Origin of the sequence: Massilia sp. TWR1-2-2 (assembly GCF_049897565.1) — a bacterium.
In the GTDB taxonomy this organism is placed as follows: Bacteria; Pseudomonadota; Gammaproteobacteria; order Burkholderiales; family Burkholderiaceae_D; genus JAFCUW01.
The window spans coordinates 76,014-97,857 of the sequence record NZ_JAFCWM010000014.1 but is presented as its reverse complement, the minus strand read 5'-3'; the positions used below and the strand labels follow the sequence as shown (position 1 = coordinate 97,857).

The following is a 21,844-nucleotide window of genomic DNA, read 5'->3' as shown; positions in this document are numbered from 1 at the left end:
AATGCCGCCTGGACCGGCGGCATCACGTTAAAAATCGTGCGTATGAAAACGGGCCGCCAAGGTCATGCGCGCCACCAACGATGTGTGATTGAGCGTCGAGTTTTCATACCGGCGAGTATATCACGGGGTGACTCGTTGGGGCTTGCGACGTCGGCGCCGGTTGCAAGCGGATGACGGCTCACCATTTAGCGGTGAGACGCCAGCTTGTTAAGCGCGGACTGTGACTTTCGGCGTGCCGGCGTGCATGCGGCCGATGACGGCGGCGTCGCCGAAGCCGCCATGCGCGAACAGCGCCAGCACTTCGTCGACGCTGCCCGGATCGCACGCGACGAGCAGGCCGCCGGACGTCTGAGGATCGGTCAGCAACGCCTGCTGCGCCGGGCTGATGCCGGCGGCCAGCTCGACGTCCTTGCCGTAGGCATCCCAGTTGCGACCGGACGCGCCGGTAAAGAAGCCGTCGTGCGCCAGTTGCTCGACGCCAGGTAGCAGTGGAATGGTGGACATATCCAGCTGCGCCGTCAGCTTGGCGCCGCGCGCCAGTTCAAGCAGGTGGCCGAGCAGTCCGAAGCCGGTCACATCGGTCAGCGCGTGCACGCCGTCCAGTTTCGCCAGCGCCATGCCAGGCTTGTTCAGCTTGGTGGTGTTGGCGATCATGGCGGCGTAGCCGTCGGCGCCGAGCGCGTCTTTTTTCAGCGCCGCCGACAGCACGCCGACGCCGAGCGGCTTGCCGAGGATCAGCACGTCGCCGTCTTTCGAATCGGCATTGCGCTTGACCCTGGACGGGTGCACCAGGCCGAGCACGACCAGGCCGTAGATCGGCTCGACCGAATCGATGGTGTGGCCGCCGGCGATCGGGATGCCCGCTTCAGCGCAGATCGACTCGCCGCCGCGGATGATGTTGCCGATCGTTTCGAGCGGCAGCTTGTTGATCGGCATGCCGACCAGTGCAAGCGCCATGATCGGCGTGCCGCCCATGGCGTAGACGTCGGAGATGGCGTTGGTGGCGGCGATGCGGCCGAAGTCGAACGCGTCGTCGACGATCGGCATGAAAAAGTCGGTGGTGGCGATCAGCGCCTGCTCGTCGTTGAGCTTGTAGACGGCGGCGTCATCGGCCGTTTCGATGCCGACCATCAGCTCTTTCGGTACCGGAAAGCCGCTGGAATTTTTCAGGATTTCCGCCAGCACGCCCGGCGCGATCTTGCAGCCGCAGCCGCCGCCATGCGAAAACGAGGTGAGTTTGATGGGCTGGTCGCTTGCTGTGCTCATGGGTTGTTCCATTCCGGTTATTGGTGCGTATCTGACAGATTATCCACTAAACCGAGCAGCGCCGCTTTCTCGGCGGCCGGGGCGAACAGCGCGGCGCGCGTGGCGCACTGCGCGCGCAGGCGCCGGTAAAAGGCGGCGTCGGCGATGCTGCGCTCGATCAGGCGCGCCAGCGCCGGCGCGTCGCCGACCGCAAAGTAGCCTTCGTAATCGTCGCCCAGCATGCCGCGGTTGCCGCTGATGTCGCTTGCCAGCACCGGCACGCCGCACGTCACCGCCTCGATGATGACGTTGGCGCCGCCTTCCATGCGCGAGGCGATCACCATCGCGTGGCTGCGCCGCAGCCGCTGGCGCGTGGCGCCATGGGCCAGGTTGCCGAGCCAGCGGTAGCGCGGATTGGCCGCCTGAGCGGCCTCGGCGGCGGCGCCCAGCGCCGGCTCGAGCGCGCCGCCGACGTGGACCATGTGCGCGCGCGAATCGGTCACCAGCGCGGCCGCGGCAATGAACGTCAGCGGATCTTTTTCGTCGCGCAGGTGGCCTACCATCGAGACCGAAAAGCGGCGCCGCTGTGCCGGATGGGAATACGGCGCCAGCGCCGGCGCCGACTGGAACATGACGTGCGCCTTGCTGCGCAGCGCCGCCGGCAACAGCGCCAGGCCGGCGTCTTGCAGCAGCACCAGCGCGCGCGCATGGTGCAGCGACTGCTGCGCCTGGCCGTCGGTGGCGATGTCGCGGTACAGGTCAGTGCCGGTCAGCACCAGGATCGACGGCCGCTCGGGATGGGCCTGGGTGAAGGCGGCCAGCGACGGCGCGGCGCGCCGGGCGTGCAGCGCGATCAGCAGGTCGGGCGCGCTGTCGGCGGCGCTCCATTCGGTGACGATATCGACGCGGTAATGCGCGCGCAGGAACTGCGCCCAGCGGCTGGCGGTCTGCCAGTTGCCGTTGTTTGCCCGCGCCAATGCCGGGCTGACGATTACCACGTGCTTCTCTGCCACCGGCGCCTCTCCAGAAAGTCGTTACAATCTCGCCATGAGTTCAATTAATGCGTCATTCCGAACCGCGCGGGCGCAGCCGCTTGCGCAAGAGCTGCAGGCCGCGCGAAATTATACGCTGGCGCTGTTCGACTGCTTCGTCGCCGAGGGCCTCGACGCGCTTGCCCGCGTGCCGCATATTGCCACAATCAATCCGCCGCTGTGGGAGCTGGGCCATACGGCGTGGTTCGCCGAGTGGTTCATCCTGCGCGAGGCGCTCTCGACCCATCCGGCCGCGGCGCAGCGCCATTCGCTGCTCACGCAAGGCGACGACTGGTTCGATTCGAACCTGGTGCCGCACCGCGCGCGCTGGACGCTGGCGCTGCCGTCGGCCGGCGCGCTGAAGACGTATTGCCACGAAGTGCTGGACCGCACGCTCGACAAGCTGTCGCGCGAGGCCGGCACCGACGAGGCGCTGTATCCGTACCGGCTGGCGCTGGCGCACGAGGACATGCACGGCGAGGCCTTGCTGTACACCTTGCAGACGCTGGGCATCGCGGCGCCGCCGCTGACGCACGACCAGCTGGTCAGTTCGCCGGCGTCCGACATCGCCTACCCAGGCGGCACCATCGTCCTCGGCGGCGCGCAGGAAGGCGGCTTCGTGTTCGACAACGAAAAGCCGCCGTTCCAGTGCTACGTGGCGCCGTTTCGCATCGACGCCGGCCTGGTCACCAACGCCCAGTATGCCGAGTTTGTCGCCGGCGGCGGCTATGAACAGGCCGGATTCTGGAGCGTGGCGGGGCGCGCCTGGCTGATGCGGCAGGAACGCTCGTCGCCGCGCTACTGGCAGCGCGAGGGAGGGCAGTGGCGCACGGTACGGTTCGGCCGGCCGTCGACCTTGGCGCCGTCCGAGCCGGTGCGCCACGTCTGCCTGTTCGAAGCGCAGGCGTATTGCGCCTGGGCGGGCCGGCGCCTGCCGACCGAAGCCGAGTGGGAATACGCGGCCGTGTCGGGCCAGGCCGGATTTCGCTGGGGTCAGCTGTGGGAGTGGACGTCGTCGCCGTTCGAGCCGTATCCCGGCTTCGCGGCTGACCGCTACGGCGAGTATTCCGAGCCCTGGTTCATGACGCACCAGGTGCTGCGCGGCGCCTCGTTTGCGACGCCGGCGCGCTGTCGCTCGGCGCGCTACCGCAATTTCTACTTGCCCGAGCGCGACGACATGTTTGCCGGCTTTCGTACCTGCGCCTATTGACGTAGGCGCTGTTCAACGCGGGGGCAGTGCCGACATTCAACACGGGGTCAGTGCCGACATTCGGACACGGCCTCATCCTCAACGCATGCTATTGCTGGGCCCGTGTCCGATTGTCGGCACTGACCCCCGGGGTTGATGCAGCTTAACCGAGCGCCCGATGAGCGCAGTTTTCCGATTCTTCTGCAGTTAATCTTGCTGCTCGATGCACTTTCGGAAAGGATCGTCATGAGAATCGTTATTTCCCTCGTGTTGGCCGTGGCGTGCGCGAATGCACCGGCTGAAGTGACCGTCGGCATGACCTTGCACGGCTCGTCGCTGCGTGAATGGCACGCCGCTTCGGCTGCCAATCAGCTGATCACGGTCGCCGACATCGTCGAAAAAGTCCTGAATCTGCGCGACCCGCTGGCGGTGGCGCCGAAAGCGCGCGCGGTGCAATCATGCATCAACAGGGTGTCGAACAACTTCAAGCTACGCTCGCAAATGGTCACCGATACCGCGGTGGCGTGCATGGCCGAGTTAGGCTACCTGCCGCGCTAACTGCTGCCTGTCGGCAAAAGGCGTTAAACTACGCACCATTTTGTTAGTGAAAGCGATTGAAATCATGACCATTTTTGCCATGCCTGTGTACGACGCCACCGTGATCTTCGAAGGCAAGGAGCTGTTCAAAGGGAAGGGCGGCGCTTCGCTGTGGGCCGAGAAACTGGCGCTGGAAATCGCTAGCGAAGTGACGGTACAGAAAGTCGGTACCGGCTGGGCCCTGGCGGGCCGCGTCGATGGCACCGATTACCTGTGGGGCATCCACGGCCAGCGCCTGATGCGCATCAACGGATAATTTCTTCGTCGGATCGTCCCGCTATGTGAAGCAGCCAACTTACTGAGACGGACACATCAGGCATTCTGAGTGCGACTGACCGCGGCGAGCGCCAGCAAACAGCGGCGCTACCATCCCACTTATACGATATTTGATTGAAAGTTTCCATGGCACGTCTTGAAACCACCCGGCCGGTCTTCCGCGATTCGCGCATCGAGCGCGAAGTCGAGCGCGAGCGCAACGAACACAGCAACAACCACGACGCCAAGGCGCACCTCGGTGTGGCCGAGGAAGAAGATCGTCACAAGGACGCCCGCGAAACGTCGTTCGCATCGAAGGTGCGCCGCTAAATCGTTCGCGCTGCCGTAACGCGCTGCTACAGGTGGCGCGTTTCGGCCGGCGGCCTGTGCCAGTTGTCGTTGCGCCCGTCCAGATAGCTGATGGGCGCGGCAAGCAGCTCATCGACGGAGATATCGTCGAGGCAAGCGATGTTGACGGCGAAAAAATCCCCCCAGCGCGGCGATTTGCCGGCACCGAATGCATGCACGCCGCAGTGCTTGCAGAATGGATGCTGGTCTGTCCGCGTGTTGAAGGTGTAGTTCGTCATGTCGGCTTCGCCTGCCAGCAGGCGAAACGAGCAGAGCTGAACCACCGCGGACCACAGCCGCAATTTCGAGCAGATCGAGCAGTTGCAGCGAATCGTGCCCGCACCGACGTCGATGTCCGCCTCGAACCTGACGGCACCGCAATGACACCCCCCCCGATACGCCTTCATTGAATCTCCCTCGTTTGCACAGGGGCGACTCTAGCAGCTTGTTGTCGAATTACCAAATCCGCACGGTATGGACGAAAAAAAACGGCTATCGAGGTAGCCGTTTCTTCATCGATCAAATCGATTAACGATCGCCGTACGAGCGACGGGCGCCGTCGGTCGAGCGTGGGTTCGAACCCTTGTAGCCGCCGCCTTCGCCGCTGCGCGGTGCGTTTGGCTTGCTGAAGGTACGCTGGCCCGGCTTCGCTGCTGCCGCGCGGTTGTCGCCCGGCTTCCAGCCGCCTGGACGTGCTGCCGAACGCGGCGCCGAAGCGCTGCGCTTTGGCTCGAAGCCTTCGACCACGTTCACCGGAATCAGTTGCTTGGTGAAGCGTTCGATCCGCTTGACGTTCATGCCTTCGGCATGGTTCACCAGCGAGATTGCCAGGCCGTTGCGGCCGGCACGACCGGTACGGCCGATGCGGTGTACGTAGTCTTCCGGGAACTTCGGCAGATCGTAGTTGAACACGTGGGTGATGTTCGGCACGTCGATACCGCGAGCGGCAACGTCGGTGGCAACCAGCACCTTTACCTGGCCACGGCGCAGGCTGTCGAGGGTACGGTTACGCGCGCCCTGGTGCATGTCGCCATGCAGTGCGGCGGCCGAGAAACCGGCGATGTTCAGGCGGTCGGCGATGGTGTCGGCGTCGCGCTTGGTAGCGGTGAACACAACAGCCTGGTCGAGCGTCTCGTCGCGCAGCAGGTGGTCGAGCAGGCGATTCTTGTGCGACAGGTCGTCGACAAAGTGAACGCGCTGCGAGATGTTGTCGTGGCGGCTGGACGAGCTGGCGATTTGAATGACCATCGGGTCCTTCGTGATGCGGCGCGCCATGTTGCCGACCATGCCGTCGAGCGTGGCCGAGAACAGCATCGTCTGGCGGTTCGCCGGCGTCGCTGCAATGATCTTCTCGATGTCGTCGATGAAACCCATGTCGAGCATGCGGTCAGCTTCGTCGAGTACCAGCACTTCGAGTTCCGAGAAATCAATCTTGCCCGATTCCATGTGGTCGATCAGGCGGCCTGGGGTAGCGACCAGGATTTCCGGGTTGCGTGCCAGCAGTTGCATCTGTTTCGGGTAAGGCATGCCGCCCAGGATCGACACGGCCTTGATGCGGCGGATGCCGGTACCGTATTTTTCGGTCGCGGCGGTCACTTGCAGTGCCAGCTCGCGGGTTGGGGTCAGCACCAGCATTTTCGGCTGGGCAGCCTTGAAACGTGGACGCTCGCCACGGGCGCGCGCCGATTGCGCTTCCTGGGCGGCGGTTTTGGCCGCAGGCGATTGCTCGGCCACGGCGAATTTGTGCAGCGCCGGCAGCATGAATGCCGCGGTCTTGCCGGAACCGGTCTGCGACGAGACCAGCAGGTCACGGCCTTCGATGGCCGCAGGTACAGCTTGCGCCTGGACAGGCGTAGGAATGGTGTATCCGGCTTCGGTCACTGCTTTGACGATTGATTCATGGAGGCCTAATGCTTCAAAACTCATTGTTTTCTTTTCTTTCGGTAGAGATCAGCGCCCGAGCTAATGCTCAGAGCGCAATATAGCAACGCCAACCACAAACGAAATGACTCAGAAATGAAAGAAATTTCGGCACAAAAGCTTTGCGCCGGGACGGTGTCAGGTGCGACACACAAGGCGGGAGGGCTTTATTGAGGGGTATCGGATCGATACCCCTGGGGCTTGCGAAGCTGCGTGTTTGCTTCTTGTAACTGCTTTAACTGCCATCGCCTGGACTTGCCGGCGAATCGTATTGCAGCGCACAAACGACACTATACAGTACTTTCACTGTGCGTGTGCGGCTATCTGTTGGTGGTCTGATTCAGCGCAGCAATGAAAAAGCGGACGGCAAGCCGTCCGCTTTTGTCGTGCCTGGCGCTGATCAGCCGGCGCGCTTGCGGGTCTGCGGTTCGGCGACCATCGTCTTGGTGCGCTTGCCCGTGACCCGGCTCTTGATTTCGGCAACGGCGTTTGCCGCCCGTGCTTTCAGCTTCTGCGCGCCACTCATCGGCTCGGCATTGCGCGAACCGCGCTTGCTGGCCCGCTCGGCTTCGAACGCGACCACGGCGTTGTCGACGATGTGCTCGGCAATGTCGGTGTTTGACGACGTCGAGATTTTCGGCACCAAAATGGTCGAGCCGGCCTTCACGCCGGACTGCGCCGGGATGTTGTTGGCCTGGCGGATGACATCGGGCGTGGTGCCGAAGCGCGACGCCAGGCTGGCAATGCTTTCCTTGGCGCCGGTGATCTTGTGCGTGGTCCAGGTCGACAGCTTGGTGCCCCAGCTCGCCAGGTTGGTGGTGAACTTGGCCGCGTTCTCTTTCGGCAGCAAAATCTTGGTCTGCTCGCCGCCGGTGATGACCGGGCGGTTGAACTGCGGGTTGAGCGCCTTGAACTCGTCGATCGACAGCTCGGCCAGCTGGGCTGCGATGGTCAAGTCGATGTCGCTGGTCTTGTCGACGGTGGTGAAATACGCCTGGTTGTCGATGGCCGGCAGCGCCACGCCGTACTGGGCCGGGTTGGCGATGATGTTCTTGACTGCCTGCAGCTTCGGCACGTAGTTGCGCGTCTCGGCCGGCATCAGTTCAGCCAGGCTTTCGAAGTCGGTCGGCTTGCCGAGCGACTGGTTCTTCTTGATCGCCTTCTGGACGTTGCCTTCACCCCAGTTGTAGGCGGCCAGCGCCAGTTGCCAGTCGCCGAACATGCCGTACAGCTTTTGCAGGTAGGACAGGGCGGCATCGGTCGAGGCCAGCACGCCGCGGCGCTCGTCCTTGAACATGTTTTGCTTCAGGTTGTAGTCCTTGCCGGTGCCGGGCACGAACTGCCACATGCCCGACGCGTTGGCGCTCGAATAGGCTTGCGGATTGAAGGCGGACTCGATGATCGGCAGCAGCGCCAGTTCGGTCGGCATGTTGCGCTTCTCGAGTTCCTGGACCACGTGGTACAGGTAACGCGAGGCGCGCGCCGACGTGCGCGCGATGTAGTCGGGACGGGTGCTGTACCAGGTGACATGCTTGCCCACCAGTGCATTGTCGATATCGGGAATGGCATAGCCGCTGCGGATGCGGCCCCACAGGTTCGATTCGTTCAGTTCGTCAGTCTTGAAGGCAGTCAGCGCGGTGGCTGGCTTGGCCGCAACAGCGCCGTACGCCTGCGTTGGCGTTTCAGCGGAGTAATCGTTCGCCTGGGAAATGGCGGGGGCAAGCAAACATACCAGTGCTGCCAACGAAACGGTGTTGCGGGTCAGGTTTTGCATAGGCTTGCATTGTGACGCCCGGTGTTTTGGACTGACGATGAATGAGTTCGGAGTGTACGTACCACTTTACTGATCAGTCAAGCGTTTACTCAATCGAGTTACACAATTTCTTGACAACTTCCCGGGCCAATAATTTCAATAATATAAACAGAATTTGGCGGGAGTATCGACGTTTCTGCGCAGCACGGCGAGTGCATACACCGGGGAGTATGTCGGCTATCTCTTCTATAAGAACGGCATCCCGGATGAGGCTGCTCGCGTCAATTTACCTTTTGCTCGCTAGCAGTTTGACCAATACCAAAATTGCTATTATCTGTACTGAAATTGGGCTGAGATTTTTTGATGCTGAGCATTGTCATACTGATCACGTATTCGGTGCCGGTAGCGGCTGGCGGCGCCGGTGCCGTACAATTTGCGTATGGCGCGATGCGCCGCTAACCTGAAAGCACCACCATGAGCACCGCAAACATGAATGCCGACGACGACCAGATCGTTGCCGCCACCGAAAACTGGTTAGAAAAAGCCGTCATCGGCCTGAACCTGTGTCCGTTTGCCAAAGCCGTTCATGTCAAAAAACAAGTGCGTTACGTCGTCTCCAGCGCGACCACGCCGGAAGCCGTGCTCGAGCAGCTGATGGAAGAGCTGCAGAACCTGGCCGACACCGATCCGGAAGACGTCGACACGACCTTGCTGATCCATCCGTTCGTGCTCACCGATTTCCTCGACTACAACGAGTTCCTCGACGTCGCCGACGCCGCCGTGGAAGACATGCAGCTCGACGGCGAGATCCAGGTCGCCAGTTTCCACCCGCAGTACCAGTTTGCCGATTCCGACATCAACGACATCGCCAACTACACGAACCGGGCGCCGTACCCGATCTTGCACCTGCTGCGCGAGGAGAGCATCGACCGCGCGGTCGAGGCGTTTCCCGAAGCCGAGCAGATCTTCGAGAAGAACATGGAAACGATGGAAAAGCTGGGCCATGACGGCTGGGACGCGCTCGATGTCGGCCCCGCCCGGTGAGCTGATGGCTGCCGCGCCAACGCGGCCGGACACGCCCTGTGTCGCGGTCTGCTCGACCACGTTCGACGAGGTGTGCCGCGGGTGCGGGCGTACCGTCGTCGAAGTGGCGCACTGGGTGTCGATGAGCGAGCTGCAAAAGGAGCTCGTGTGGCAGCGCATCCTGTCGCAAGGCTACCCGCGCAGGAACAAGTAATCGCCGCCAGACTGCTCTCCTTGCACCGCCAGCTCACAAACCGTGGTTTGCGGATGAATGACGGCGCGATTGCGAATCGACCGTTAAAAACTACCGACGAAATCCTTCTTGCCAACTTCCACGCCGTTATGGCGCAGGATGTCGTACGCCGTCGTCGAATGGAAGAAGAAGTGCGGCAGCGCGTAATGCATCAGGTAGAGCTGGCCTTTCCACTGCTTGGCCTTGTCGCCGCTGCCGGTGGTGATGTCGCGCTGCGCGCTCGCTTCGATGCCGTCCTGCGGCAGGCTGTCGATGAACGCGACCGTCTTGGCGATGCGCTCTTTCAAGTCGGCGAACGACTGCTCGGTATCTTCATACTTCGGCACTTCCACACCGGCCAGCCGCGCCGCCGCGCCTTTGGCGAAGTCGGCCGCGACCTGGATCTGCCGGGTGAACGGGAACATGTCGGGAAACAGGCGTGCCTGCAGCAGCGCGGCCGGCTCGATCTTCTTCTCGGCGGCGTGGGCCTCGGCCTTGTCGATGATCGCCGCCAGGCTGTTGAGAATCTGCTTGAAAACCGGCGCCGATGCCGAGTACATAGAAAACGTCATGAGGGATCCCCTGAGAAAAAGTGTAGCGATCATAGCAAGGTGCGGCCATTCCTGCTCGCCAGCCCGATGTCAACCGCCGTGTCTCGCTTTTGCCCACCGCGCGCGCTAGTTGGTGACTTGGCCGTGAATATGCTTGATAATTACATACAAGAAATTTTTCTAGCTGTAACTAACCCGTTCAAAGGCTCCGGCGCGATGTGCCGGGATGATGCGTGCCATGTTTGAGTTGCAAGTGAATGTTTAAAGCGGCCTTTCGCCGATTGCCCTCGAGGCTAGGCCGGCTGTACCGACTGTCTTCTATCTACGGCGCGCTGCTGCTGGTGGTCGGCGGCGGCCTGGTGCTGCCCGCCACGGTCGGCAGCTACCTGCTGATCGGCGTGCAGGAAAAGAAGGCCGCCCGCGGCGCGCTCGACGACGCGCTGCAGCGCAACGCCGACATCCTCGCGCTCGGCATGCAGGAGTCGCTGTGGAACATGAACGCCGAATCGGCCCGCTCGCTGGGCGAGTCGGTCATGCGCGACCCGGCGGTGCTGCTCATCAAAGTGACCGGCCAGGCCGATCCGGGCTTCGTGTCGATCCGCTCGCCGCGCCCGGCCGAAGGCACCGTCTACCACACCGTGCGCGACATCGTCGTGCGCGGCGAGCGCATCGGCACCGTCGAAGTCGAGATGGACGACGTGCGCAGCCAGCAGGAGCTGCTGCGCAAGCAGTCGAGCTACGCGCTGGTGCTCGCTGGCCAGCTGGCCATCTCGCTGCTGCTGATCGTCCTGTTCCTCAACAAGCGCCTGCTGTCGCCATTGCGCACGCTGACCGGCTTTTCCGACCGCCTCTCGCGCGGCGACTTCGAAACCCCGCTCGAGCTGCACGGCAGCGACGAACTGGGACGCCTGGGCAGCCAGATGGAACAGATGCGCGTGGCCATCCGCCACCTGTTCGAAGACATCGGCCGGCGCGAGGAGCGTTTTCGCACCATCGTCACCCAGGTGCCGGGCGCGGTGTTTCGCGTGCGTCCGGACGGCGTCATCGATTTCGTCAGCGAGGCCATCGCCGACATCAGCGGCTATCCGGCGGCGCTGGCCATGCGCGGCAGCGCCGAGGCGTGGACCAACCTGATCGCGCCGGAGGACCGCCGCACGCAGCGCCGCGTCGTCAGCGAGGCGATCGCCGCCGGCCTGCCGTACCAGGTCGAATACCGCATCATCGACGCGGTCGGCGCCGAGCGCTGGGTCGACGAAAAAGGCCAGCCGCTGGTCGGCCCGGACGGCGCCTTGCTGTGGATCGACGGCATCCTGTCGGACATCAGCGAGCGCAAACACAACCAGGTGCGCATCGAAGGCCTGCTCGCCGAGCAGAGCGCCATTCTCGACAACGTGATGTTCGGCGTGATGTTCCTGCGCCGCGGCCGCGTGGTGTCGGTCAACCGCCGCTGCGAAGAGCTGTTCGGCTACACCAGCGGCCAGCTGACGGGCGCGTCGATGGCCTTGCTGTTCCTGTCGGAGCAGGAGTTCGAGGAATCGGGTTCGCGCCAGTACGCCACGCTCGCCGACGGCAAGTACTTCACCGAAGAGCGCCAGTACCTGCGCAGCGATGGCAGCACCGTCTGGTGCCTGGCCAGCGGTTACGCGCTCGACCCGCAGCGCGCCGAAGACGGCAGCATCTGGGTGTTCGCCGACGTCACCGAGCGCAAGCTGGCCGAGGAAAAGCTGCGCCTGTCGGCCACCGTGCTCGAACACATCGCCGACGGCGTGATGGTCATCGACGTCAACGGCCGCATCGTCGCCATCAATCCGGCGTTTACCCAGATCACCGGCTATATCGAGATCGACGCGATCGGCCAGGACTCGATGCTGACGCGCTCGTCGCGCCACGACATCTCGTTCTACCTCGAGATGTGGGAAGACCTGCGCGAAAACGGCTTCTGGCGCGGCGAAGTGTGGAACATGCGCAAGAACGGCGAGTTGTACCTCGAGTGGCTGACGGTGTCCGCGGTGCGCGACAACCACGGCGAGATCACCCATTATGTGGCAGTCTTCAGCGACATCACCAAGGTCAAGGAATCGCAGGACAAGCTCGATCACATGGCCCATCACGATCCGTTGACTGCGCTGCCGAACCGGCTGCTGTTCCACGACCGCCTGCAGCACGCGCTGCAGCGCGCAGGGCGCGACAAGGAGCAGCTGGCGATCCTGTTCATCGACCTGGACCGCTTCAAGAACGTCAACGACACGCTCGGCCACCACGTCGGCGACGAGCTGCTCAAGCAGGTCGCCAGCGCGCTCGCCGGCGAGCTGCGCGAGGGCGACACGCTGGCGCGCCTGGGCGGCGACGAGTTCATCGTCCTGCTCGAAAACATCGGCGGCCAGACCGGCGCCGGCCACGTCGCCGGCAAGCTCGTGTCGATGTTCGAGCAGCCGTTCATGGTCGCCGACTACGAGCTGTTCGTCACCGGCAGCGTCGGCATCAGCGTCTATCCGCAGGACGCCACCGACCTGAATATGCTGATCCGTAACGCCGACGTGGCGATGTACCAGGCCAAGGCGCGCGGGCGCAACGGCTTCCAGTTCTACGCGCCGTCGATGACTGGCGAAGGCGTCGAGCGGCTGCGCCTGGAGACGATGCTGCGCCGCTCGATCGAGAAGGACGAAATCTTCCTCAATTACCAGCCGCAGGTCGAAGTCGACAGCGGCCGCCTGATCGGCGTCGAGGCGCTGGTGCGCTGGGATAACCCGGAACTGGGCCTGGTGCCGCCGGTGCGCTTCATCCCGCTGGCCGAAGACACCGGCTTCATCAACCAGCTCGGCAAATGGGTGCTGAACGAATCGTGCCGCCAGATGATCCGCTGGCAGCAGGCCGGCCTGTACGTGCCGAAGATCGCGGTCAACCTGTCGGTCAAGCAGTTCGAGCGCGGCAGCATCGTCAGCATGGTCGCCGAGATCCTGAGGGAGACCGGGTTGGAGCCGCACCGCCTGCAGCTCGAAGTGACCGAGTCGGTGATCATGAATACCGGCGACGCGCTGGTGTTCATCAACGACCTGCACGCGATCGGCGTCGGGCTGGCGATCGACGATTTCGGCACCGGCTATTCGTCGCTGGCGTACCTGAAGCAGCTGCCGGTGCAGACGCTGAAGATCGACCGCAGCTTCATCAAGGACATCTCGACCGACAGCAACGACGAGGCGATCGCGATCGCCATCATCCAGCTTGGCAAGAGCCTGAACCTGTCGGTCATCGCCGAAGGCGTCGAGACCGAGGACCAGGCAGCGTTCCTGCTGCGCCACGGCTGCAATCAGGCGCAGGGCTACCTGTACAGCCGCCCTGAGCTGGCCGGCGTCATCCTGGAGCGCTGGCGCTGATGGCATCGCGCCGCCGCTTCCTGCTCGGTGGCCTGGCCGCCGGCGCCGCGCTGGTGGTCGGCTGGGGCTTCATGCCGCTGCGCCAGCGCCTCTACAGCGCCCGGCCGCTGCCGGTCAAGGACGGCGCCGTCGCCCTCAACGGCTGGGTCGCGATCGGGACCGACGGCACCGTTTCGGTGGTGGTGCCGCGCAGCGAGATGGGGCAGGGCGTGCACACCGCGCTGCCGATGCTGCTGGCCGAAGAACTCGACGTGCCGCTGGCGATGGTGCAGGTGGTGCAGGCGCCGATCGACAAGATCTTTTCCAACGTGGCGATGCTGCGCGACGTGCTACCGTTCCATCCGGACGAACGTGGCAGCACCCGCGACGGCGCCCAGTGGATGCTCGGCAAAGTGTCGCGCGAACTGGGCATCATGTTTACCGGCGGCTCGACCAGCGTCAAGGATGCGTGGGGGCCGATGCGCGAAGCCGGCGCCGCCGCGCGCGCGATGCTGGTGGTCGCCGCCGCAACGCAGTGGCGCGTGCCGGCCGCCGAGTGCCGCACCGAGGCCGGCTTCGTCATCCACGCGTCCGGCAAGCGCGCCTCGTACTCCAGCCTGGCCAAGGCGGCCGGCGAGGGCGCCCGCATCGAAGCGGCCGACGTGCGCCTGAAGCAGCCAAAGGATTTCAAGCTGATCGGCACCGCGCAACCGCGCCGCGACTCCCAATCGAAGGTTGACGGCAGCGCGACGTTCGGCATCGACGCGCGTCCGCCCGGTTTGCTGTACGCGGCAGTGCGGATGTCGCCGGCGATTGGCGGGCGCGTCGCCTCGTACGACGCCACCGCCGTCAAACAGCGCCAGGGCGTCATCGGCGTGGTCGATTTTTCGGCGGCGCTCGGCAAGCGCAGTGGCGCCGGCGCCGGCATCGCGGTGATCGCGACGACCTGGTGGGCGGCGAAGCAGGCCGCGGCGGCGCTGACTATCGTGTGGGATGACGGCGACGCGGCCAAGCTGTCGAGCGCCGCCATCTTCAAGGACTTTGCCGAGCGGCTCGACGACGCCGCCGGCTGGGTGTACCACCAGTCGGGCAGCCAGGACGGCGCCAAGGGCGCCGCCAAGACGATCCGCGCCGAATACCGCGCGCCGTTCCTGGCGCATGCCACCATGGAGCCGGTCAACTGCACCGCGCAGGTCAGCGACGGCAAAGTGCAGCTGTGGGCGTCGACGCAGGTGCCGAGCATCGCCGTCGACATCGCCGCCAAGGTGGCCGGCGTCGGACGCGAATACGTATCGATCGACGTCATGCTGATCGGCGGCGGCTTTGGGCGCCGACTCGAAATCGACATGGTGGCGCAGGCGGTGGCGGTGGCTGCCAGCACCAGCGCCGATGGCCGGCCGGTGCAGCTGATCTGGTCGCGCGAGGACGACATGACGCACGACGTCTACCGCCCGGCGGCGCTGGCGCGCTTTGCCGGCAGCCTGGATGCGGCCGGCCGCATTGTCGCCTACGACAACAAGTCGGTCAGCGGATCGATCGGCCACCAGTATTTTCCGCGCACGCTCGGCCTGCCCGGCTTTGGCCCGGACAAGACCACCGCCGAAGGCGAGTACGACATGCAGTACGAGATCGCCAACCAGCGCGTGGCGCACGTGATCGCCGACAGCGCGGTGCCGATCGGCTACTGGCGTTCGGTCGGCCATTCGCACAACGCGTTTTTCAAGGAAAGTTTCATCGACGAGCTGGCGCATGCGGCCGGCCAGGATGGCGCCGGCTTCCGCCGCGCCCTGCTGGCAAAGCGCCCGCGCCACCTGGCGGTGCTCGACGCCGCGCTGGCCGCTGCCGGCAGCGCGCCGGCCGGACGCGCGCATGGCGTTGCGGTGCACCAGTCGTTCGGCAGCATCGTCGCGCAGGTGGCCGAGGTATCCGTCGAAGGCATGGCCATCCGCGTGCACCGGGTGGTGTGCGCGATCGACTGTGGCATCGCGGTCAACCCGAACATCATCAGGCAGCAGATCGAGTCGGCGGTACTGTTTGGCCTGTCGGCGGCACTGTCGGGCGAAATCACCATCAAGAATGGCCGCGTCGAGCAGACCAATTTTCACGATTACCCGGTGCTGAGAATGGCGCAGGCGCCGCAGGTGGAGACGATCATCATCGCCAGCGCCGAGCCGCCGGAGGGCGTGGGCGAACCGGGCACGCCGCCGATCGCGCCGGCGGTAGCCAACGCGCTATTCGTGCTGACCGGCCAGCGGCTGCGCAGCCTGCCGCTGCGGCTCGCGTAATTTTTTAAGAGGCCAGCAGCAGCGCGCGCAGGTTGCAGTCGCGCTGCCAGCGGCGCCGTTCCTCGGTGCTGGCCGACAGGCGTTCGAGTTCCTCGTCCGTATGCGCGACCTGCGCCGCCAGCAGCCGTTCGGCCAGCGACGGATCCGGCAGCACGGTGCCGAAGAAGGCGACGGTATCGCCGCGCTGGACCAGCAGGGTGGGGAAGTTCTCGACATCGAGTTCGCCGACGACGTCGGCCTGGTCTTCGATGTCGACCCAGATGAAGTGCTTGTCCGGGTGGCGCGCGGCGATCTGTTCGAACGTGGCGCGGTAAGTGGTGCAAGTGCCGCACCAGCCGGCGCACAGGCAGGCCACCGTCCAGCGGTCGCCGGCCAGCGCCGAGGCGATATCGGCGCGGTTGTCGTTGTCGAGAGTGAGGCTGAGCATGTGTGGCATTCTACATCGGCTACAAGATTCGTCATGGCCAATTTCCGGTCCACGCGAGCCATCCTGTCCCGTTGAGCTGCCCCACTCTTAAGGTTAGACGACAATTTTAGCTTGCTATCTTTCCGGTCTGTCTCGGATGGGTCGCATCAGTTGAGCCAGTTTTCGCGCCTGGCCAACTTAAGGAACTCCGATTCGAAAGCATCACAATCAAAGTCGGGGATCTTCATGTCCTTCAGAAGCGCTATCGCCCGGTGCAGTGAGGCAGCGACAAGGCGCGTCATTTCGGCTGTATCTGCGAGCAGGCAAGCCGCGAAGGGGATCTTCAATCGGAACTCTACCGAGTGTTCTTTTTTCCTGTATTTTTTGACTTCGTTGAAAGTGCCGGATTCTATGTTTCGAATGATCGCAATATACGTCAGATCCACCAAACTCGAACCGAATGCCTTGTCACCAAAATGCTCACTGAAAGCTTGCTCAATTTTGCGAGCCGCAATTCTGTAGAGATCGTAGACTCCGGACTGTATTTCGCCTGATATAAAGATTTTCATCTTAGTATTCCGATTTATCCACTTCCACAAGTTGTCTTAGTTGAGCCAGTTTTCGGACTTGGCCAACGCGAGGAATTCCGATTCGAATGCATCACAATCAAAGTCGGGGATCCTCATGTCCTTTAGCAACGTAATGGCCCGGTGTAGTGAGGCAGCGACAAGGCGGGTCATCTCGGCTGTATCTGCGAACAGGCAATCCTTGAATAGTATCTTCAACCGGAACTCCGCCGAATGTTCTCTCGTCCGATATTTCTTTACCTCATCGAAGGTTGGTGTGTCGATGCGTCGAATTATCGCAATGTATGCTATTTTGACCAACCCCGATCCGAACCTGTGTTCTGCAAGGTGTGCATTGAAAACTTGTTCAATCTTCAGCATTGCAATTCGATAGACGTTTCCTACCTCCGACTGCACTTCACCCGAGATAAATATTTTCATCTTAATAATCCGATTTGCTGAGTAGCGGTCCGATCCCCCGGTTCTCCGCCTTGGACACTTGATTTCTTCGGTGAAGTGCGTTTGTACTGTCGACGAAACGACCACTCTTGCACGATATCTATCTAACATATTGATAAATATTTATTACCAAGCCTGTATCACTTGTGTAGCGCCATGCGAACTCGACCTTGACTAGTGGATGCGGCGAGCTCCGCCGTCGGCATGACTTGGCGTGGAGGTGGTTGTGCACGCCACCTTGTCACGGGAGGTGATTGTCAAATGCGCGGTGGAGCCGGGTAGTCTTCAGGACCTGTCGGCTAACGATCTATCTCTCCCACCGTTCTGGCGTCGTCGCAGCCCCACACTGATGCAGGGGAGCTCCGCCGGGTTAAAATACGCGGATGTCTATTATTCTCGCCATTGAAACCTCGTCCGAACTGGCGTCCTGCGCGCTGCTGAGCGACGACACGCTGCTGGCGCGCTCTTCGTCCGGCGTGCGCACCCATTCGCAGTCAATCCTGCCCATGGTGCAGGAGCTGCTCGCCGAAGCCGGCATTGCCCTGCGCGACTGCGACGCCATCGCTTTCGGGTCGGGCCCCGGCTCGTTTACCGGCGTACGCACCGCCTGCGGCATCGCCCAGGGCCTGGCCTACGGCGCCAGCCTTCCGGTGGTGCCGATTGTGACGCTGCCGGCCATGGCGCAAGCCTGCCGCGAACAAACCGGCGCCACCGAAGTGGTGGCAGTGCTCGACGCGCGCATGGGCGAAGTCTACTGGGCACAGTACCGCTACGCCGACGGCTGGCACACTGTGTCGGAGCCGGCGCTGTGCGCACCTGGCGACGTGGCGCCGGTCGCCACTAGCGCGCCGCTGGCTGCCTGCGGCAACGGCTTTTCGGCGTACCCGGAAGCGTTTGCCGGCCGCGACTTCGCCGCCGCCGCATTAACCGACGTGATGCCGCACGCGAGCCAGGTGGCGCAACTGGCGCGCGTCGAACTGGCCGCGGGCCGCACGGTGTCGCCGGCCGAGGCGCAGCCGCTCTACCTGCGCAACAAGATCGCCTTCACCAGCGCCGAGCGCGTGGTGATCAACGCCGCCAAGGCCGCCGCATGACGGCAGCGCAGCACATCGCCGCATTCGACCGCTTCGACTACGCGCCGATGACGGCGGCCGACCTGGACGAGGTGTACGCGCTCGAACTGACCGTCTATCCGCATCCGTGGAGCCGCGGTAATTTCGCCGATTCGCTCAACGCCGGCTATCAGGCGTGGGTGCTGCGCGATCACGGCGAACTGGCCGGCTACTTCCTGCTGATGGCGGCCGTCGACGAGGCGCACCTGCTCAACGTTTCGGTCGCCGCCAACCGCCAGGGCCACGGTCTCGGCCTGTATTTGCTCGACAAGATAGCCGCCTGCGCGCGCGGCCTCGGCGCCGAATCAATGCTGCTCGAAGTGCGGCCATCGAACCTGCGGGCGCTGAAGATCTACCTGCGCTACGGCTTCGTCGAAATCGGCCGCCGCAAGGCATACTACCCGGCTCACAACGGACAACGCGAGGACGCCATCGTGATGAGGTTTGAACTATGAACGGCATATCAGACCGCAGCGCGGCCTTCCTGGCCGAGATGGGCATCACGCCGCTGTGGAGCGTGCGTGGCAGCGAGCCCGCACCCGAGGCAGTGATGGAGGCTCCGGCCGCCGCAGCGACACCAGCGCCGGCACCAGCGCCGGCCGCCTACTCGCAGCCGATGCCGTCGCCGGCGCCGGCGCCAGGCAGCAAGATCGATTCGGCCTGGGGCGAGAGCCCGCCACCGCCGCCGGCCACCGAAGAAGAAATCGCCCGCATGGACTGGCGCGCGCTGAACGCGGCGATCGGCGCGTGCGCGCGCTGCGGCTGCAAGGACGGCCGCAAGGCGGTCCTCGGCAACGGCGCCCGCGCGGCGGTGTGGATGGTCGCCGCCGGTGCCACCACGGCGGTCGACGAGCAGGAACGCCAGCCGCTGGCGGGCGACCCGGGCAAGCTGCTGGCGAACATGCTCGCGGCAGTACAGCTCTCGCGCGACGAGAACGTATATGTCACCAACCTGGTCAAGTGCCGGCCGGCGACGGCCACCGGCGGCGACCGCGCGCCGACTGCCGACGAGGCTCTGGCATGCCGCCCATTCCTCGAGCGCGAGCTGGCGCTGTGCGGCGCCGGCACCGTGCTGACGATGGGCCAGATCGCCGCCAACGCCTTGCTGGGCAAGCCGCTGCAGGAGCCGCTGGCCGGCTCCCGCGGCAGCGTGCGCCAGCTGAACGGCGTGCCGCTGGTGGCGACATTGCATCCGGGCGAGCTGCTGCGCCGCGGCGCCGACAAGGCGCTGGCGTGGGCCGACCTGTGCCTGGCGAAGTCCGCCAATGTCCCTACCGACTGACAACTACCAGGCGCAGTTCGCGCGGCGCTGGGGCCACTTGGCGCGTCCTCACGTGCGCGCGCTGGTCTGGCTGCTCGACGCGCCCGGCCTGCTCGACCCTGACGATCCCCATTGGGAAGGAAAGATCGCCGCGCCGCAGGCAGTTACCGCCGGCGTGCGCGACTGGCTGGCGCAGCTGGACCGCGACCCATCGGCGCTGGATGCGGCGCTCGGCGGGAAGATCTACACGCGCCTTGGCCTGTACGCCGAAAAACTGATGGCGTTCTACTATCAGCAGCATGGCCAGCTGGTCGCGCACGGCTTGCAGGTGCGCGCCGCCCGCAACGACACCGTCGGCGAGTTCGACTTCCTGCTCGATGCCGGCCCGGATGGCGTCGAGCATATCGAATTCGCCACCAAGTTCTATCTGCTGGAAGGGACGGCCGCGTCGCGCTTCGACACCTTCGTCGGTCCCAACCTGGCCGACAGCCTGGGCAAGAAGATGCGCAAGATCGTCGACAAGCAGCTGGTGCTGGCGTCCCATCCGGCGGCGCAGGCGCTGCTGCCGCGGCCAGTTCTGCGCGCGCGAGCGCTGGTCAAGGGCTGGCTGTTTTACCCGGTCGGCAGTGCCGGATCAATCAACGCCGCGATGGATGGCATCGCACAGCTGCATTGCCGCGGGTTCTGGTGCGCGCTGGCCGATGTCGGCGCGCTCGCGGAGCAGGCCTGGGTGGTGCTGCCGCGCTTGCAGTGGCTGGCCCCATACCGCGCCGAAGCGGGCGTGCAATCGTTGACTTCGCAAGCCTTGCAGGAATCGCTGTCGCTGGAATTCGAAACGGCGAAGGCGCCGGTGCTGGTGGCGGCGCTACGCGAACAGGAGGGGGCGATGGTGGAAACGGCGCGCGGCTTCGTGGTGCCGGACGACTGGCGCGCGCGTGCGGCGCAGCGCCAGGCTGGTAACGCCTGGCGCGCCTAGTGTTTGTGCTCGCCGATCAGCGCGAGCGAATCGTGGATGGCCTGGTTGGCGGCGTGCCGGCGCTTGATCGCCCACATGGTGCCGGCCACCGACAGGCCAAACAGCACGATGATGACGTTCAGGTCGAGGTTCATCGAGATCATGATCGCGTACATCGCCAGCATGGTCAGGATCGACAGGTTCTCGTTGAAGTTCTGCACGGCGATCGAGTGGCCGGCGCTCATCAAAACGTGGCCGCGGTGCTGCAGCAGCGCGTTCATCGGCACGACGAAAAAGCCCGACAGGATGCCGATCAGGATCAGCAGCGGATAGGCCAGGTTGACCGACGTCACCAGCGGCATGATCATGACGATGACGCCCATGGCGATACCGAGCGGGATCACGGTCAGCGATTTTTTCAGCGGAATGATGCGCGCCGACGCCGCCGCGCCGAGCGCGATGCCGACGGCGACGACGCCGACGAGGGTGGTGGCTTTTTCATACGGCAGGTTGAGCGACTTTTCCGCCCACTTCAGCACGATCAGCTGCAACGTGGCGCCGGCGCCCCAGAACAGCGTCGTCACCGCCAGCGAGATCTGGCCCAGCTTGTCCTTCCACAGCGTCGCCGAGCATTCGGCGAAATCGGCGATCAGCTTGATCGGGTTGCGCTCCGGCGGCGCGTACTTGGCGCCGGTGTCGGGGATATACAGGTTGAAGATGCTGGCCAGAATGTACAAGCCCATCACCACGCACAGCGCCGCTTCGGTCGGCGTGTCGATGCCGGTGTCGATCAGCGGCACGTCGAAGCCGAGCAGGAAGTGCGACGAGCGCGCGGCCACGAGCGAGCCGCCCATCACGGTGCCGAGGATGATCGAGGTTACCGTCAGGCCTTCGATCCAGCCGTTGGCGGCAACCAGTTTTTCAGGCGGCAGCAGTTCGGTCAGGATGCCGTACTTGGCCGGCGAATACACCGCCGCGCCGAAGCCGACCACGGCGTACGCCAGCAGCGGATGGACCAGAAAAAAGATGAGCACGCAGCCGAAGATCTTGATCAGGTTGGCGATGAACATCACCTTGCCCTTCGGCAGGGCGTCGGCGAAGGCGCCGACGAAAGCGGCCAGCAACACGTAAAACAGCACGAACGACAGTTTCAGCAGCGGCGTCAGCGACGGCGGTGCATTCATCGCAGTTAGCAGGCTGATCGCCACAAAGAACAGGGCGTTGTCTGCCAGCGACGAAAAAAACTGCGCCGCCATGATGGTGTAAAAACCACGATTCATTCGAGTAGTTCTAAAGTCTGGTC

22 protein-coding genes are annotated in these 21,844 nt (G+C 64.0%); 12 read left to right on the top strand and 10 right to left on the bottom strand.

Translation table 11 applies throughout. The features are described from left to right. Positions 1-207: 207 nt before the first annotated feature. Both selD and senB read right to left on the bottom strand, forming a co-directional pair. Positions 208-1,266: a selenide, water dikinase SelD gene (selD, locus tag ACP7DD_RS15060; protein ID WP_426175637.1), complete on the bottom strand. Its 1,059-nt coding sequence runs from the start codon at positions 1,264-1,266 to the stop codon at positions 208-210. Positions 1,267-1,283: 17 nt separating this feature from the next. Further along, positions 1,284-2,258 (bottom strand): selenoneine biosynthesis selenosugar synthase SenB, encoded by a 975-nt coding sequence (gene senB, locus ACP7DD_RS15055; protein ID WP_426175636.1) that lies wholly within the window; start codon positions 2,256-2,258, stop codon positions 1,284-1,286. Between the two features lie 34 nt (positions 2,259-2,292). Here senB and senA point away from each other — a divergent pair, with 34 nt between their 5' ends. The 4 genes from senA to ACP7DD_RS15035 all read left to right on the top strand — a co-directional run bounded on the left by senA (position 2,293) and on the right by ACP7DD_RS15035 (position 4,647). Further along, positions 2,293-3,486 carry a selenoneine synthase SenA gene (gene senA, locus ACP7DD_RS15050; protein ID WP_426175635.1) on the top strand — a complete coding sequence of 398 codons (1,194 nt, stop codon included), beginning with the start codon at positions 2,293-2,295 and terminating at the stop codon, positions 3,484-3,486. Positions 3,487-3,711: 225 nt separating this feature from the next. Beyond that, positions 3,712-4,023, top strand: a complete 312-nt coding sequence (locus tag ACP7DD_RS15045) for a hypothetical protein (RefSeq protein ID WP_426175634.1) — start codon at positions 3,712-3,714, stop codon at positions 4,021-4,023. A 64-nt stretch (positions 4,024-4,087) separates the two neighbouring features. Then, positions 4,088-4,318, top strand: a complete 231-nt coding sequence (locus ACP7DD_RS15040) for a hypothetical protein (RefSeq protein WP_099792145.1) — start codon at positions 4,088-4,090, stop codon at positions 4,316-4,318. 146 nt (positions 4,319-4,464) lie between these two features. Further along, positions 4,465-4,647, top strand: coding sequence for a hypothetical protein (locus ACP7DD_RS15035; RefSeq protein WP_426175633.1), 183 nt, complete (start codon positions 4,465-4,467; stop codon positions 4,645-4,647). A 26-nt stretch (positions 4,648-4,673) separates the two neighbouring features. Here ACP7DD_RS15035 and ACP7DD_RS15030 read toward each other — a convergent pair whose 3' ends face one another. From ACP7DD_RS15030 to ACP7DD_RS15020, 3 genes are all read right to left on the bottom strand, one after another. Continuing rightward, a complete protein-coding gene (locus ACP7DD_RS15030; RefSeq protein WP_426175632.1) occupies positions 4,674-5,072 on the bottom strand; it encodes a GFA family protein in 399 nt (132 codons plus the stop codon). A gap of 121 nt (positions 5,073-5,193) precedes the next feature. Beyond that, positions 5,194-6,591 carry a DEAD/DEAH box helicase gene (locus ACP7DD_RS15025; protein ID WP_426175631.1) on the bottom strand — a complete coding sequence of 466 codons (1,398 nt, stop codon included), beginning with the start codon at positions 6,589-6,591 and terminating at the stop codon, positions 5,194-5,196. 394 nt (positions 6,592-6,985) lie between these two features. Further along, positions 6,986-8,359, bottom strand: a complete 1,374-nt coding sequence (locus ACP7DD_RS15020; protein WP_426175630.1) for a transglycosylase SLT domain-containing protein — start codon at positions 8,357-8,359, stop codon at positions 6,986-6,988. A 453-nt stretch (positions 8,360-8,812) separates the two neighbouring features. Here ACP7DD_RS15020 and ACP7DD_RS15015 point away from each other — a divergent pair, with 453 nt between their 5' ends. Next, positions 8,813-9,382, top strand: a complete 570-nt coding sequence (locus ACP7DD_RS15015; protein ID WP_426175629.1) for a DUF1415 domain-containing protein — start codon at positions 8,813-8,815, stop codon at positions 9,380-9,382. Then, positions 9,363-9,575 carry a DUF1289 domain-containing protein gene (locus ACP7DD_RS15010; protein WP_426175628.1) on the top strand — a complete coding sequence of 71 codons (213 nt, stop codon included), beginning with the start codon at positions 9,363-9,365 and terminating at the stop codon, positions 9,573-9,575. The genes ACP7DD_RS15015 and ACP7DD_RS15010 overlap by 20 nt, the downstream gene beginning before the upstream one ends. A gap of 83 nt (positions 9,576-9,658) precedes the next feature. On the opposite strand, the gene ACP7DD_RS15005 is transcribed toward ACP7DD_RS15010, so the two are convergent. Next, positions 9,659-10,165, bottom strand: a complete 507-nt coding sequence (locus ACP7DD_RS15005) for a DUF1993 domain-containing protein (RefSeq protein WP_426175627.1) — start codon at positions 10,163-10,165, stop codon at positions 9,659-9,661. Between the two features lie 236 nt (positions 10,166-10,401). Here ACP7DD_RS15005 and ACP7DD_RS15000 point away from each other — a divergent pair, with 236 nt between their 5' ends. Together ACP7DD_RS15000 and ACP7DD_RS14995 are read left to right on the top strand one after the other, a co-directional pair. Further along, complete coding sequence (locus ACP7DD_RS15000; RefSeq protein ID WP_426175626.1) at positions 10,402-13,518, top strand: bifunctional diguanylate cyclase/phosphodiesterase; 3,117 nt, start codon at positions 10,402-10,404, stop codon at positions 13,516-13,518. Beyond that, entirely contained in the window at positions 13,518-15,782 is a 2,265-nt protein-coding gene (locus ACP7DD_RS14995; RefSeq protein ID WP_426175625.1) for a molybdopterin cofactor-binding domain-containing protein, read from the top strand. Before ACP7DD_RS15000 ends, ACP7DD_RS14995 begins: the two co-directional genes overlap by 1 nt. A gap of 4 nt (positions 15,783-15,786) precedes the next feature. Here the strand turns inward: ACP7DD_RS14995 and ACP7DD_RS14990 are convergent, their stop codons facing one another. The 3 genes from ACP7DD_RS14990 to ACP7DD_RS14980 all read right to left on the bottom strand — a co-directional run bounded on the left by ACP7DD_RS14990 (position 15,787) and on the right by ACP7DD_RS14980 (position 17,195). Then, positions 15,787-16,209 (bottom strand): thioredoxin family protein, encoded by a 423-nt coding sequence (locus tag ACP7DD_RS14990; RefSeq protein WP_426175624.1) that lies wholly within the window; start codon positions 16,207-16,209, stop codon positions 15,787-15,789. Between the two features lie 146 nt (positions 16,210-16,355). Beyond that, complete coding sequence (locus ACP7DD_RS14985; protein WP_426175623.1) at positions 16,356-16,757, bottom strand: Imm44 family immunity protein; 402 nt, start codon at positions 16,755-16,757, stop codon at positions 16,356-16,358. A gap of 36 nt (positions 16,758-16,793) precedes the next feature. Continuing rightward, entirely contained in the window at positions 16,794-17,195 is a 402-nt protein-coding gene (locus ACP7DD_RS14980) for an Imm44 family immunity protein (RefSeq protein WP_426175622.1), read from the bottom strand. A gap of 401 nt (positions 17,196-17,596) precedes the next feature. Here ACP7DD_RS14980 and tsaB point away from each other — a divergent pair, with 401 nt between their 5' ends. The 4 genes from tsaB to ACP7DD_RS14960 are packed head-to-tail and all read left to right on the top strand — an operon-like array spanning position 17,597 to position 20,562. Continuing rightward, positions 17,597-18,307: a tRNA (adenosine(37)-N6)-threonylcarbamoyltransferase complex dimerization subunit type 1 TsaB gene (gene tsaB, locus ACP7DD_RS14975; protein WP_426175621.1), complete on the top strand. Its 711-nt coding sequence runs from the start codon at positions 17,597-17,599 to the stop codon at positions 18,305-18,307. Then, a complete protein-coding gene (gene rimI / locus ACP7DD_RS14970) occupies positions 18,304-18,780 on the top strand; it encodes a ribosomal protein S18-alanine N-acetyltransferase (protein ID WP_426175620.1) in 477 nt (158 codons plus the stop codon). Before tsaB ends, rimI begins: the two co-directional genes overlap by 4 nt. Next, positions 18,777-19,607 (top strand): uracil-DNA glycosylase, encoded by an 831-nt coding sequence (locus tag ACP7DD_RS14965; protein WP_426175619.1) that lies wholly within the window; start codon positions 18,777-18,779, stop codon positions 19,605-19,607. Before rimI ends, ACP7DD_RS14965 begins: the two co-directional genes overlap by 4 nt. Continuing rightward, on the top strand, positions 19,591-20,562 hold the full coding sequence (locus tag ACP7DD_RS14960; RefSeq protein WP_426175618.1) for a DUF1853 family protein: 972 nt from the start codon (positions 19,591-19,593) through the stop codon (positions 20,560-20,562). The genes ACP7DD_RS14965 and ACP7DD_RS14960 overlap by 17 nt, the downstream gene beginning before the upstream one ends. On the opposite strand, the gene lplT is transcribed toward ACP7DD_RS14960, so the two are convergent. Beyond that, positions 20,559-21,821, bottom strand: a complete 1,263-nt coding sequence (gene lplT, locus ACP7DD_RS14955) for a lysophospholipid transporter LplT (protein ID WP_426175617.1) — start codon at positions 21,819-21,821, stop codon at positions 20,559-20,561. The genes ACP7DD_RS14960 and lplT overlap by 4 nt on opposite strands. Between the last annotated feature and the right edge of the window lie 23 nt (positions 21,822-21,844).